Here is a 13,996-nt window from a genome sequence, read left to right on the forward strand (position 1 = left end):
GTTTTATTGATTATGAGGTCATTCTCACTTTGTCTGTTTGTACTTCATCGCTTATACGAACGAATTGTCCTTCGTTATAAGGATAACCCGCCTTCGTGATTTTCACTTTGACCAAACGACCGATCATGTCCTCTGTTCCTTCAAAAACAACCTTCATATAGTTATCTGTATAGCCCACATAAAGATTGTGCTTTCCTTCTTGTTCTTTGAAGGATTCTTCTGGAATAATCTCTAGGACATCCCCTTCATAAGCTGAAGCATATTCTTTCGCAAGCTGGTCAGAAAGAGCGATCAAGCGGTGGACACGTTCGTTTTTCACATTTTCATCCACTTGATCTTCCATTCTTGCAGCTGGCGTACCTGTACGTTTACTGTAAGGGAATACGTGCAGTTCAGAGAATTGATGGTCTTTGACAAAATTGTATGTTTCCAAAAATTCTTCTTCTGTTTCTCCAGGGAACCCAACAATCACATCAGAAGTGACAGCAAGACCTGGCAATGCTTTTTTCAGCTTTGTTAAACGCTCTGCAAAGAATTCCATCGTATATTTACGGCGCATTCTTTTCAGCACTGTGTTAGAGCCAGATTGAAGCGGGATGTGCAGATGTCTAACAATTTTATCTGACTGATCAAGCACTTCGATCACTTCATCTGTAATTTGGCTTGCTTCGATAGATGAAATACGAATTCGTTTTAAACCGTTGACACGTTCATCTAATTCTTTCAGAAGCTTTGCAAAGTTATAATCCTTTAAGTCTTCACCGTATCCGCCTGTGTGAATACCTGTTAATACAATTTCTTTATAGCCGGCATCTACAAGCTGCTGCGCTTGGTTGATGACCTCTTCTGGATCTCGAGAACGAAGAAGTCCGCGCGCCCAAGGAATAATGCAGAATGTACAGAAGTTGTTACAGCCTTCTTGGATTTTCAATGACGCACGTGTTCTGTCTGTAAAGGCAGGAACATCGAGTTCTTCAAACACACGTGCTTTCATGATATTGCCAACCCCATTAATCGGCTGTCTTTCTCTGCGAAATTCTTCAATGTAACCGAGTAATTTATGTCTGTCTTGTGTTCCCACGACAATATCAACACCAGGAATCGCCATGATTTCTGCTGGAGATGTTTGCGCATAACAGCCTGTTACACAAATGACACCATCCGGGTTATGACGAATGGCTCTTCTAATGACTTGGCGGCTTTTTTTATCGCCTGTATTCGTGACCGTACATGTGTTAATGACATATACGTCTGCTTTTGATTCGTACTCTTTTCTTTCATAGCCTGCTTCTTTAAACAGCTGCCAGATCGCTTCTGTTTCATAGTGATTGACCTTACAGCCAAGTGTATGGAACGCTACTGTTCCCATCATGATTCACCTCTTAATAACTCTGTTTGATAAGATATAGCAGAAAGCGCGTAAAGAGGAGCTGTTTCTGTTCTTAAAATGCGTGGTCCGAGCCCGCAAATGACTGCACCAAGCGTTTCAAGCGCTTCAATCTCCTTTTCTGCCAAACCGCCTTCAGGACCCAAAACAACTAGCAAGGTTTGTCCGCCTTTCATTTGTTGGAGCACAGTTTGAAAGCGGCTTTGCTCTCCTTCTTTCGATGATTCTTCGTATGCAACGACACATTTATCGAATTCACTAGCTAATTGAGTCAGCTCTTTAAACGTTGATACTGGATAAACATGAGGAATGATATTCCGGTAGGACTGCTCAGCTGCTTCTTTCGCAATTTTCTCCCAGCGATCTCGTTTTTTATGTGACTTCTTTTGGTCAAGCTTTGTAATAGAACGAGCCGCTTGAAAAGGGATAAATGCACTTGCGCCAAGCTCTGTGCCTTTTTGGATAATCAGCTCAAGTTTATCTCCTTTTGGGAGACCACTCGCAATTGTGACCCTTACAGGAAGTTCTCTGTCCTGATTTGTCCAGCCTTCAAGGTGACAAAGGACTTCTTCCTTTGTTATTGTATCAATTTTACTGAGCGCTTCAAAGCCGTCTGTCGTTAAACAAAGGATTTCCTGCCCTGCTTTCATGCGCATGACGTTGGAAAGGTGATGTACATCTTCACCTTTGATGACGATAGCTCCCTTTGCGATCACTTCTTCTTTCGTGAGGTCGATAAAATATCGTTGCATACGTGTCCTGACACCTACTCGCTTTATTTTTTCGCTATAATGCTGACCCAATCTTCCATTGATAGCACTTCAACAATGTCAAAACCTGCTTCTTCTAATGCTGTTTTGACTTGTAATTTCTTTTGTCCAATGATGCCTGAAGTAATGAAATAGCCATCTTTCTTCAATAAGTCATAGGCTTGATCTGTAAAGCGCAAAATCACTTCTGCGAGAATGTTGGCGACGATCACATCATGTTCACCTGAAATCCCATCAAGTAAGTTATTTTGCTTGACCGTTACTTGTTCACTTACACCATTTAGCTCGATGTTTTGCTTCGCACTTTCAACCGCAACGGTGTCGAGATCAAAGGCTTGAATGTCCTTTGCACCAACCATCGCTGCTGCCACACTTAAAATCCCAGAGCCTGTTCCAACATCAATTACCGTATCGTTTTCCTTCACATAGCGCTCAAGCGCCTGAATACAAAGAACCGTTGTTGGGTGTGTCCCTGTTCCAAATGCCATTCCTGGATCCATTTCAATAATCAGTTCATCAGAATGAACCGGCGTATATTCTTCCCACGTTGGAACGATGGTGAATTTTTCAGAGATTTTCACAGGATGATAGTATTTCTTCCATGCGGTGGCCCATTCTTCTTCATTTACTTCACAAATGGACAGCGTATTTCGCCCAAGATCAATATCGTATAGAAGAAGATTGTTGATGGCTTCTTTGATCTCATCTACCGTTTCCATTAAAAAGCTATTCATTGGAAGATAGGCTTTGACGATGACCCCTTCTTCAGGATAGTCATTCGGATCGAGCTGGTAGATCTCACCGTATACATTTTCACGTTCCTTGACTAAATCAAGCGGGTCCTCAATCACGACACCACTCGCACCTGCTTCATGCAAAATATTGGTGATTGGTTCCACCGCTTCATTTGTTGTATGGACGCTAATTTCTGACCACTTCAATACTACCAACTCCTTATCCGTCTTACTCGCCTTTAAATGCGCGTTTTACCTTATCGAAGAAGCTCATTTCTTGTTCGTCCGGTTTATTTCCGCTCACTTCAGCAAATTTTCTAATGATATCTTTTTGATTGTCCGTTAAATTTGTTGGTGTGACGACTCGTACAACGATATGCTGATCGCCTTGACCATAGCCGCGTACATTTTTCACACCTTTTCCTTTAAGTCTAAATTTCGTGCCAGTTTGTGTGCCAGCAGGGACTTTCAATTTTACTTTACCGTGTAATGTCGGCACTTCAATTTCGTCACCTAATGCAGCTTGTGCAAAGGTTAACGGCATTTCGCAGTAAATGTCATCTCCGTCACGCTCAAAGAATTCATGCGAGCGCACATGGAACACAACAAATAAATCGCCTGGAGGCCCTCCATTTACACCTGGCTCCCCTTGACCAGACACTCTGAGCTGCTGACCATCGTCAACACCAGCTGGGATCGTCACATTGATTTTCTTACGCTTACGCACCTTACCAGAGCCGCCACATGTAGAACATTTGTGATCGATTTGTTTTCCTGTTCCGCTACAGTAGTTACATACTCTGCGGTTGACCACTTTACCAAACGGAGTTGATTGCTCAACATTTAATTGACCGGAGCCGCCGCAATGTGAACATGTCTTCGCATCTGTCCCAGGCTTTGCCCCTGATCCATGGCATGTTTCACATGATTCCTCGCGAGGTATTTCAATCGTTGCTTCTTTCCCAAATGCTGCTTCTTCAAATGAAAGCGTCATTGTATATTGCAAGTCTGCTCCTTGACGTGGTGCATTTGGATCTCTTCTTCTGGCTCCACCGCCAAAAATACTAGAGAAGATGTCATCAAAGCCACCGAAGCCGCCAAAGTCTCCACCTCCGCCAAAACCGCCGCCACCAAAGCCTTGGTTTGGATCGGTATGACCGAACTGGTCATACTGCGAACGTTTTTGATCGTCAGAAAGGATTTCATATGCTTCTTTTACTTCTTTGAATTTCTCATCTGAGCCAGCTTCTTTATTAATATCAGGGTGATACTTTTTTGAAAGCTTGCGGTATGCCTTTTTGATCTCGTCTTTTGAGGCGCTCTTACTCACGCCAAGCACTTCATAGTAATCACGCTTACTCATCTCTTCACACTCCCGATTTTCTCACATAAATACGATTGTATCATTTTGATTTGACCTTTTTCAATTGCTTTCATCGTTGGAAAGAAAAAAAGTCAAAGCCAAGAGATCCTGACTTTGACTTTCTGACGAGTACGTTTCAGCAGTCTTTTTCAAAAGTAAAGGTGATTATTTTTTCTCTTGATCGTCGTTTACTTCTTCGTATTCTGCATCCACTACATTGTCATCTGCTTTTTGAGCACCTTCAGCGCCGCCTTCTTGCTGAGCTTGTGCTTGTTTTGCAGCTTCTTCATAGAGCTTTGTCGTTAGTTCTTGAACGATTGTTTGCAGCTCATCTTTTTTCGCTTTGATGTCTTCAAGCTCGCCTTTTTCGATCGCAGCTTTTAGGGCATCTTTCGCGTCGTTTGCTTTTTTCACTTGCTCTTCATCGATTTTGCCTTCTAGATCTTTTAATGTTTTTTCAGTTGTAAAAACTAATTGATCTGCTTCATTGCGCACTTCGATTTCTTCTTTTTTCTTCGCATCTGCTTCAGCATTTTCTTCTGCTTCTTTAACCATTTTTTCGATCTCATCATCAGAAAGACCTGAAGAAGATTTGATTGTGATGTTTTGCTCTTTGCCTGTACCCATATCTTTCGCACGTACGTTGACAATACCGTTTTTATCGATATCAAAAGATACTTCGATTTGTGGTACGCCGCGTGGTGCTGGCGGAATGTCAGTCAATTGGAAACGACCTAATGTTTTGTTGTCTGCTGCCATTGGGCGTTCACCTTGCAGGACATGGATGTCTACCGCTGTTTGGTTGTCAGCAGCTGTTGAGAATACTTGAGATTTACTTGTTGGAATTGTTGTATTACGTTCAATCAGCTTTGTGAATACGCCGCCCATTGTTTCAATTCCTAAAGAAAGTGGTGTTACGTCAAGAAGAACAACGTCTTTGACATCTCCTGTGATGACTCCACCTTGGATCGCCGCACCAAGAGCAACCACTTCATCAGGGTTTACACCTTTATGAGGCTCTTTGCCTGTTTCTTTTTTAATTGCTTCTTGTACTGCAGGAATACGAGTTGATCCACCAACAAGGATGACTTTATCAATCTCACTAGCAGATAAACCAGCATCTTTTAATGATTGACGTACAGGTGTCATTGTACGCTCTACAAGGTCTGCAGAAAGCTCTTCGAATTTAGCACGCGTTAGCGTTAATTCAAGATGAAGAGGACCTGCATCTCCAGCTGTGATAAATGGCAATGAGATTTGTGTAGAAGATACACCAGAAAGATCTTTTTTCGCTTTTTCAGCAGCATCTTTTAAACGCTGAAGCGCCATTTTATCTTTTGAAAGGTCAATGCCATTTTCTTTTTTGAATTCAGCCACTAGGTGATCAATGATCACTTGGTCAAAATCGTCTCCACCTAGACGGTTGTCCCCAGCAGTTGAGCGTACTTCAAAGACGCCGTCTCCAAGCTCAAGGACTGATACGTCAAATGTACCGCCACCAAGGTCATATACAAGGATTGTTTGATCTTCATCTGTTTTATCTAAACCATAAGCAAGCGCAGCTGCTGTTGGTTCGTTGATGATACGTTCTACTTCAAGACCAGCAATTTTACCAGCATCTTTTGTTGCTTGACGTTCTGCATCGTTGAAGTAAGCAGGAACTGTGATAACAGCTTTTGTTACTTCTTCGCCAAGGTAGCCTTCAGCGTATGATTTAAGATGTTGAAGAATGATTGCAGAGATTTCCTGCGGCGTGTAGTTCTTGCCTTCAACTTCTACTTTATAATCTGTACCCATATGTCTTTTAACAGACATGATTGTGTTCGGGTTTGTAATTGATTGGCGTTTCGCTACTTCACCAACTTGGCGCTCTCCATTTTTAAAAGCGACAACAGATGGTGTTGTACGTGCTCCTTCAGCGTTTGCAATGACTTTTGGCTCTCCGCCTTCAAGTACTGCAACACATGAGTTTGTTGTTCCTAAGTCAATCCCAATGATTTTACTCATAATCGATGACCTCCCATTATGTAGTTATTGATTTACTTTTACCATTGATGGACGAATAACTCGGTCTTTGAGTTTATAGCCCTTTTGCAATTCTTCTACGACGATATTTGAATCGAAGTTTTCATCTTCAACTTGCATGACGGCTTGATGAAGGTTTGGATCGAACTCTTTGCCGACAGCTTCAATTGGTTCAACGCCTTCATTTTTCAACGCTTCTACCAGCTGGCGGTAAACCATTTGCATTCCTTCTAATAAACTTTTCGCCTGCTCATTGTCTGGATCAATTCCAAGCGCTCTTTCAAAGTTGTCAAGAGCTGGGAGAAGATCACTGACAACATGTTGAGAACGATATTTTTGCACGGTCTCCACTTCAGTTCGAGCACGGCGTTTATAGTTTTCAAAATCTGCTTGAACACGCAGAATTTTGTTTTCTTTTTCATCTAGAAGCTGCTGCAATTCATCAATCTTCTCTTGGAAGGCAGACTGTTCATCGTGCTTTACTTCCTCAGTTTCTGCTTGAACTGCTTCTTCTTGTGCTTCAACCTCTGCTGCTTGCTCAGGTGTCTGTTTTTCTTCTGACATTGTGTTCACCTCCCTCAAAAGATTCAAGAATACGAAGGGGCTGTGCCCCTATCTTTTATCACCCTACTCATCATACAAATTGGAAAGTGCGTTTGACAAGTCTTTTGATACATGATGCAAAAGACTAACGACTCGCCCGTAATCCATGCGGGTTGGTCCGATGACGGCAATGGAGCCGAGTGATTTTTGATCAATCGAATAAGTCGCTGTGATCAAACTGCAGTTCTCCATTGCTTCCAAGTTGTTTTCTGAACCGATTTTAATGGTGATGCCTTGCTGATTTGGATGAAACAGCTGCATGACATCATTCTTTTGCTCAATCAGCATCATGAGTGAGCGAATACGGTCGATGTCATGAAATTCAGGCTGATTCAACATATTAATCTTCCCGCCAAAGAAAAGTTTTGATTCATTTTGTGTTGATGTAAATGTGTTGCCGAGCGCATCTAAAATGTGATCATAATCTTTTAAATGTGTGCGCAAAAGCATGACCACTTCTTTATACATCCTGTCCTTCAACTGGTCCATCGGAACGCCAGCTAAGCGGCTATTCAAAATATTCATCAGCTTCTCAATATCGGAGACATCGAGATGCTCAGAGAAGGTAATGGTTTTGTTTTCAACATGTCCGCTGTCTGTAATCATGATCGCGACTGCTTTGTTTGGCTGAACGGGGACAAGCTGAATTTGCTTTAATCGATTTTCACTCAGCTTTGGACCAAGCACGATCGATGTATAGTTTGTGAGATCTGATAAAATTTCCGCCGATTTTTGAACTGTTTTTTCAAGCTCAAAAATTTTCTCCTGAAAAGCCGACTGGATGAGCACAAGCTCGTTAGACGACAGTTTTCGCGGAGAGAGCAAATGATCTACATAATAACGATATCCTTTTTCTGAAGGAATTCTTCCTGATGAAGAATGGGTCTTTTCGATAAAACCAAGTTCCTCCAAATCAGCCATTTCGTTTCTAATCGTCGCAGAGCTGAATGTGATGTCCTCTTTTTTGGAAAGAGTCCTTGACCCAACTGGCTGCGCCGAACGAATAAAGTCATTAATGATGACTTGCAGAATCAAAAGCTGACGATTTGTTAACATCATCATCACCCCTGTTAGCACTCTCTTTCAACGAGTGCTAATTGTATAAACAAAATTACCAAACTCAAATTAAAATGTCAATTATAACTCACCGAGAAACGCTTGAAATACTTCATTTCCTAACAATTTTCCTTTTCTTGTTAAACGAATGCCAATATCATCTTTTACAATGAGACCTTTTTCTTCTAATTCTTCAAGAACCGAGGGAAAAAGAGCCTCTGGTGAAGCACCATATTTGGCTTGGAAGCCGGCACTTTTCACCCCTTCAATTTTTCGAAGGCCTAAAAACATTTCTTCTTCTATCTGTTCTGCTTTTGTGACTTGATGAGTTTCTTTATGCGGGAACCCAGTTTGCTCAATCAGTTCCAAGTAATGCTTTACTGGTCCTGCGTTCACATTTCGGATGCCATCTACATACCCGTGTGCCCCTGCACCAAAACCGAAATAGTCTTCATTGCTCCAATAGGTCAGGTTATGCTGGCTTTCAAATCCAGGTTTGGCGTAATTGCTGATCTCGTATTGATGTAATCCGTGGCGCTCCATTTCATCCATCACAAGCTCATACATTTCAGCCTCACGTTCTTGCGGTGGTAAATGTAGTTTTCCTTTTTGCATTAAGTTGTAAAACACCGTTTTCGGCTCCACAATCAGTGAGTAGACAGAATAATGCTCTGCTCCTAATGAGAAAGCTGTCTCAAGTGAATTCATGACATGATGCTTTTCTTGGTGCGGCAAGCCAAACATGAGGTCAAGGCTAATGTTGTCAAATCCGACATCTCTTGCTCGCTCGAAAGACGTGAGAACATCTTTCTTTTGATGAACTCGTCCGATTTTTTTGAGTAGATCATCTTCAAAGGTTTGGACGCCAAAGCTTAACCGATTGACACCGGCTTCTTTTAACACATGCAACTTCTCGAGTGATAATTCATCTGGGTTTGCTTCCACTGCAAATTCAACCAGGTTTTTTGACGGTTTTAACACACGGTGGATGCTGTTCATGAGCTGATCTAGCTGGCTGACGGTCAATGATGTTGGAGTCCCCCCGCCAATAAAGATCGTCTTTAGTTCTTGCTCACCCTTTTGCTCAATCGTGTGCTGCATCTCTTTTTCAAGAGCCGCTAAGTATTCATCGACTGGCTGCGTTTTAATGAAAAATTTATTGAAATCACAATAGTGGCAAATGTGCTCACAAAATGGAATGTGAATGTATGCTGCTTTCATTTGATGACACCTTCTTTACAGGTAAAGAGCCGCAGTTTATCGCTGCGGCACCTTTGTTTGTTTTCGACTATAAACGCCAAGGCTGACATTGTAAAGCAGGTTGCCTTGAGGAGGATGTTATTTTTTCGGTGTGCTGTCGTCCATCTTCAGCACAGCCATAAATGCTTCTTGCGGGACTTCAACAGAGCCCACTTGTTTCATGCGCTTTTTCCCTTCTTTTTGCTTCTCAAGAAGCTTTCTTTTTCGGGAAATGTCTCCGCCATAACATTTAGCAAGTACGTTTTTACGCATCGCTTTAATGGTAGAGCGAGCCACGATTTTTTGTCCAATCGCCGCTTGAATTGGTACTTCAAAGTGCTGGCGTGGAATGAGTTCTTTTAGCTTATCTACGATGATTTTGCCTCGTTCATAGGCGTAATCGCGGTGAACAATAAAGGAAAGGGCATCTATTTTTTCGCCATTCAGCATGATGTCCATTTTCACTAGCGTCGATGGACGGTAGCCAATCAGCTCATAATCAAAGGACGCATAGCCTTTTGTGTTGGACTTTAATTGATCAAAGAATTCGTATACGATCTCAGCCAAAGGAATTTCATAAACAATGCTCACGCGGTTCGCATCAAGATACTGCATATCAATGAAATGTCCGCGCTTTCCTTGGCAAAGCTCCATGACAGAGCCTACATAATCATTCGGCACCATCATTGTTGCTTTCACGTATGGTTCTTCAATTCGTTCAATCTTTTGCGGATCAGGCAAATTGGACGGGTTATCTACGACGATTTTTTCTCCATCTGTCATATACACATCGTAAATAACACTTGGCGCTGTCGTAATAAGATCAATTTTAAATTCACGTTCAATCCGTTCTTGGATGATTTCCATATGAAGCATTCCAAGGAACCCGCAGCGGAAACCAAAGCCAAGTGCTTGGGATGTCTCTGCCTCATATTGAAGTGAAGAATCATTTAATTCAAGCTTTTCTAGCGCTTCACGTAAGTCGTTATATTTCGCTGTGTCAATCGGATAAAGACCGCAGTAAACCATCGGATTCAGCTTTCTGTATCCTGGCAGTGCTTCTTGTGCTGGGTTCACCGCACTTGTGATCGTATCCCCCACACGTGTATCGCCGACATTTTTAATTGCTGCTGTTAAGTAGCCAACATCTCCAACAGTGAGTTCGTCTGTCGGCATGGCTTTTGGTGTGAATACGCCGACTTCAAGTACTTCAAATTCTTTCCCCGTCGCCATCATTTTGATTTTCTGACCTGGTTTGACGGTTCCTTCCACAATTCGTATGTACGCAATAACGCCGCGATACGCATCGTAAAGAGAATCAAATATAAGAGCTTGAAGCGGTGCTTCTGGGTCTCCAGCAGGTGCTGGTACCTTTTCGACGATTTGTTCTAAAATATCTTCGATCCCAATACCCGCCTTAGCCGAGGTGAGAACAGCTTCAGACGCATCCAACCCGATGACATCTTCGATTTCTCCTCTTACACGCTCAGGCTCTGCACTTGGCAGATCGATTTTATTGATAATCGGAAGAATTTCTAAGTTATTATCAAGAGCTAAATAAACGTTTGCAAGTGTCTGTGCTTCAATTCCTTGTGCTGCATCTACTACGAGAATTGCACCTTCACAGGCAGCAAGGCTTCGAGAAACCTCATAGGTGAAGTCGACATGCCCTGGTGTATCAATCAGGTGCATAATATATTCTTCTCCATCCTTCGCCTTATATTTCAGCTGGACAGAGTTTAATTTAATCGTTATGCCGCGTTCACGCTCTAAGTCCATGGAATCAAGTAATTGTTCTTTCATTTCTCGCTGTGTAATCGCCGCTGTTTTTTCTAAAATACGGTCGGCCAATGTTGATTTCCCGTGGTCAATATGGGCGATAATGGAGAAATTTCGAATTCTTGATTGCCGTTCTAATCGTTTTTCTTTATCTGTCACAATCTATCACTCCTACTATAAAACGCGGGTTGCGCTAGGTTAGATTATATCAATAGGGCTGTAAAGATTCAATCGAAATCAAGAAAAGCCGCTCATTGATTAGCGGCTTTAGTCATACGATGTTGATTTGTTTATTTCCCATTTACCCAATCGTAAAGAGAACGAGCTGCATGTGTCATGCCATCAGACAACGCCTTACCTGCCTTGGAGAAGGCATTAAAGCTCTCTATTTCCTCAAGTTGCTTTTGTTTTTCGGCAAGATCCTTTTCTGTAACAGCTGTTCCTAAAATAGAGGCTTCTCGTTCTTCTTCGTCGTTCATTTGGATGGAGAAAGCGCCTTTTAATTGCGGGTCATGGTAACCCTTCATTTGCAGCATGCCATTATTCGCTTGCTGCATTCCTAAAAAGACGCCAAATAGCAAGACTAGTCCTAAAATAATGGTCTTTCCAATAAATGATCCCATGCACCGTCACCACCTTAAGAGCGTTTTTTCTCATCCTTTGATTTGCCGTTTACTTTTTCCGCATCCCAGAAAATGTCGCTGAAGACATCAGCTGCTGCATTGGATGCATTTTTCAATTCTTCCATATTATTATCCACTCCGCCAAATTCTAAAAGAAGGGCTTTGTCGGATAAATCTTGATTATAAATTCCATTATCACCAATTTCGCCTTTGGCAAACACACCGACACTGAGTCCTTTATATTTTTTCTCCATCAAATGGTGAAACTCCGTTGCAAGCTTGAGGTTTTTCTCATAGCTTTGATTCTTCTTTCCCACAACAAACGCAATTCTCGCATATTTTTTCCCTTTGATCTCGGCAGTAGTGTCCTTCTTTCTTCTCGAATCACGGTGGATATCGATTAAATATTCGAGGTCATCATTTTTCGCTAAGGCTTCTTTTACGACCAGTCTTGATTCATTATAAGACTGGGGATACTTTAACCCTTTTTGCAGAAGCCGTTTTTCAACTTCTGTTTTGTCGACCGTATTCCCGATACCTTGCTGATCAAGCGCCTTTCCGAACATGTCGCCGACAAGGGTGACATTCACTTTAGAGTGCCGTGCATTGTTTGGATTCGTTTCTCCTTTTAAAAATGGTAAATATGATTCCGTATTATGTGTGTGGTAAATGTACACAGCTTTTCGTTTTCCTGTCGACCGGTCCGGCTCTTTCGCAGGCTTTTTCGGCACATCTTTGTCGAGCTTGTCCAGTTCTGCCAAGTTTGCTTCTTTTTCATCTTGGATGACTTCACTTGGCGGCGGCGATTCCATTGGCATGTTGGTATAATCTGTTCCTTCACCCGCTAAGATAATTTTTGTATCAAAATGTTCAAAGCCTGGGAGTTCTCTCCCTAGAAAACTACGCGGGTCTTCTAAATTGATACTAGTCGCAAGCTTCAGTGACAGTCCAGAGAAATGAAACCCCTTTTGATCTTTCGGGACGGCTGAGGCAAAATATTGGTTTTCCATGCCCATTAATGTGGCGAAAAACGCCCCGGAAAGCTCATCTGCTACACCATATAGAGAGGCTTGTGGTCTTAGCTCCGGCTTTAAAGATGTCAACGCCCCTGACATCACAAACACTACAACAAGCGAAGCTATAAATAAGAAAATACTTTTGACTACTTTTGTTCCATTAATCGCAACGACCAACTGTCGAGGACGGCGGGGTCTTTTTTTCATCATTTACTCCCTCCAGCACGCTTTCTAGTAATTACACTATGAGCGAGCTAGAGAAAGTAGAACTGATTAATGATTATAAGAACCCATGTTATCTTGAGAGATTTTTTGATGAAGCGCTGTGTTTAAACCATTGGCGAGCACGTTTGCCATATCATCAATGAATGTATCCACTTCCTTAGGTGTGACCATGAGGTTTTGCCCTAGTGGCGCAAGCACTTCATGAATCAGCTGTCGTTTCTCTTCTTCTGGAAGAGTTCCTACGATACCTAAGAATGATTGACGCGTTTCCTCATCTGGTAAATCTTCTTCGTTTAGCACTTTTTTCTTCCCAAACGTCAAACCTGCCGGCACAAGAGAGCGGGATGGCCGGTCATCTTTCAGTTCTCTACCAAAATGCTTTAAGACATAATCAATTGTGTCACTTGCAATGGTGACTGCATCTACGACTGTCGGAACACCAATCGCAATCACTGGAATACCCAACGTTTCTTTGCTTAATTCTTTTCGTTTATTCCCTACACCTGAACCAGGATGGATCCCTGTGTCAGAGATTTGAATCGTCGTATTCACTCTTTCTACTGCACGAGCAGCAAGGGCATCGATTGCAATGACAAAATCGGGTTTGGATCTCTCGATGACACCTTGAATTATGTCGCTAGTTTCAATGCCGGTCAGTCCCATCACTCCCGGTGATAAAGAGGACACTGGGCGGTAGCCTTCCTGTACATTTTCCGGCTGCAATTCAAAAAGATGCCGGGTCACAAGCAGACTTTCAACTGTGAGTGGACCTAGCGCATCTGGCGTGACATTCCAGTTTCCTAGCCCTACTACAAGACAGCTTGCATCAGTCTGAATGCCTCGATCTTTTAAAAACTGAGCAAAATGATGGGCAAAAACTTCGACCACTTTTTCCTGCATCTCAGAATCTTTCTCCCGAATACCCTGAGCCTCAAGTGTTAAGTATGTTCCTGCCTTTTTGCTGGTCAGCGCCTCCCCTTCTTTCGTGATCTCCACCGTGCGTATACGAATGCCGTGCTCCTCTTTTTCCTTTTCGACAATCCCTTGAATTCCATCCTTTGTAATGACATTCGGATCGTTCTCTTGTTCTAGTATCTCTTTTGTCTCAACAGCTAAGTCTGTCCGAATTTGATAAGCACTTAAATCAAGTTTCTGTTTCTCCATAAAAAGACTCCT

At 42.3% G+C, this 13,996-nt stretch carries 12 protein-coding genes; all 12 read right to left on the reverse strand.

Annotated features, from left to right (window positions below):
* Window positions 1-10: 10 nt before the first annotated feature.
* Window positions 11-1,369: a tRNA (N(6)-L-threonylcarbamoyladenosine(37)-C(2))-methylthiotransferase MtaB gene (mtaB, locus tag GPS65_RS15805; protein ID WP_041815749.1), complete on the reverse strand. Its 1,359-nt coding sequence runs from the start codon at window positions 1,367-1,369 to the stop codon at window positions 11-13.
* On the reverse strand, window positions 1,369-2,139 hold the full coding sequence (locus tag GPS65_RS15810) for a 16S rRNA (uracil(1498)-N(3))-methyltransferase (RefSeq protein ID WP_144481951.1): 771 nt from the start codon (window positions 2,137-2,139) through the stop codon (window positions 1,369-1,371). Before GPS65_RS15810 ends, mtaB begins: the two co-directional genes overlap by 1 nt.
* A 23-nt stretch (window positions 2,140-2,162) precedes the next feature.
* Window positions 2,163-3,098, reverse strand: coding sequence for a 50S ribosomal protein L11 methyltransferase (gene prmA / locus GPS65_RS15815; protein WP_012010627.1), 936 nt, complete (start codon window positions 3,096-3,098; stop codon window positions 2,163-2,165).
* Between the two features lie 22 nt (window positions 3,099-3,120).
* A complete protein-coding gene (gene dnaJ, locus GPS65_RS15820; protein WP_119125137.1) occupies window positions 3,121-4,254 on the reverse strand; it encodes a molecular chaperone DnaJ in 1,134 nt (377 codons plus the stop codon).
* Between the two features lie 165 nt (window positions 4,255-4,419).
* A complete protein-coding gene (gene dnaK, locus GPS65_RS15825; protein WP_012010629.1) occupies window positions 4,420-6,261 on the reverse strand; it encodes a molecular chaperone DnaK in 1,842 nt (613 codons plus the stop codon).
* A gap of 24 nt (window positions 6,262-6,285) precedes the next feature.
* Window positions 6,286-6,843, reverse strand: coding sequence for a nucleotide exchange factor GrpE (gene grpE / locus GPS65_RS15830; RefSeq protein WP_088000419.1), 558 nt, complete (start codon window positions 6,841-6,843; stop codon window positions 6,286-6,288).
* 63 nt (window positions 6,844-6,906) lie between these two features.
* The gene (hrcA, locus tag GPS65_RS15835; RefSeq protein ID WP_012010631.1) at window positions 6,907-7,938 is read right to left on the reverse strand and encodes a heat-inducible transcriptional repressor HrcA; all 1,032 of its coding nucleotides are present in this window, start codon (window positions 7,936-7,938) and stop codon (window positions 6,907-6,909) included.
* Window positions 7,939-8,019: 81 nt separating this feature from the next.
* On the reverse strand, window positions 8,020-9,159 hold the full coding sequence (gene hemW, locus GPS65_RS15840) for a radical SAM family heme chaperone HemW (RefSeq protein ID WP_012010632.1): 1,140 nt from the start codon (window positions 9,157-9,159) through the stop codon (window positions 8,020-8,022).
* A gap of 117 nt (window positions 9,160-9,276) precedes the next feature.
* Entirely contained in the window at window positions 9,277-11,115 is a 1,839-nt protein-coding gene (lepA, locus tag GPS65_RS15845; protein ID WP_012010633.1) for a translation elongation factor 4, read from the reverse strand.
* A gap of 131 nt (window positions 11,116-11,246) precedes the next feature.
* Window positions 11,247-11,579, reverse strand: a complete 333-nt coding sequence (locus GPS65_RS15850) for a YqxA family protein (protein WP_044139432.1) — start codon at window positions 11,577-11,579, stop codon at window positions 11,247-11,249.
* 14 nt (window positions 11,580-11,593) lie between these two features.
* On the reverse strand, window positions 11,594-12,802 hold the full coding sequence (locus GPS65_RS15855; RefSeq protein ID WP_012010635.1) for a stage II sporulation protein P: 1,209 nt from the start codon (window positions 12,800-12,802) through the stop codon (window positions 11,594-11,596).
* A 66-nt stretch (window positions 12,803-12,868) separates the two neighbouring features.
* A complete protein-coding gene (gene gpr / locus GPS65_RS15860) occupies window positions 12,869-13,984 on the reverse strand; it encodes a GPR endopeptidase (RefSeq protein WP_012010636.1) in 1,116 nt (371 codons plus the stop codon).
* Between the last annotated feature and the right edge of the window lie 12 nt (window positions 13,985-13,996).

Source organism: Bacillus pumilus (assembly GCF_009937765.1).
Classification (GTDB): Bacteria; Bacillota; Bacilli; order Bacillales; family Bacillaceae; genus Bacillus; species Bacillus pumilus_O.

Excerpts from the sequence above, each read along its gene's own strand:
- mtaB (WP_041815749.1), bottom strand. The coding sequence starts at position 1,369 with ATGGGAACAGTAGCGTTCCATACACTTGGCTGTAAGGTCAATCACTAT.
- hrcA (WP_012010631.1), bottom strand. The coding sequence starts at position 7,938 with ATGTTAACAAATCGTCAGCTTTTGATTCTGCAAGTCATCATTAATGAC.
- gpr (WP_012010636.1), bottom strand. The coding sequence starts at position 13,984 with ATGGAGAAACAGAAACTTGATTTAAGTGCTTATCAAATTCGGACAGAC.
- hemW (WP_012010632.1), bottom strand. The coding sequence starts at position 9,159 with ATGAAAGCAGCATACATTCACATTCCATTTTGTGAGCACATTTGCCAC.
- GPS65_RS15855 (WP_012010635.1), bottom strand. The coding sequence starts at position 12,802 with ATGAAAAAAAGACCCCGCCGTCCTCGACAGTTGGTCGTTGCGATTAAT.
- dnaJ (WP_119125137.1), bottom strand. The coding sequence starts at position 4,254 with ATGAGTAAGCGTGATTACTATGAAGTGCTTGGCGTGAGTAAGAGCGCC.
- GPS65_RS15850 (WP_044139432.1), bottom strand. The coding sequence starts at position 11,579 with ATGGGATCATTTATTGGAAAGACCATTATTTTAGGACTAGTCTTGCTA.
- GPS65_RS15810 (WP_144481951.1), bottom strand. The coding sequence starts at position 2,139 with ATGCAACGATATTTTATCGACCTCACGAAAGAAGAAGTGATCGCAAAG.
- dnaK (WP_012010629.1), bottom strand. The coding sequence starts at position 6,261 with ATGAGTAAAATCATTGGGATTGACTTAGGAACAACAAACTCATGTGTT.
- grpE (WP_088000419.1), bottom strand. The coding sequence starts at position 6,843 with ATGTCAGAAGAAAAACAGACACCTGAGCAAGCAGCAGAGGTTGAAGCA.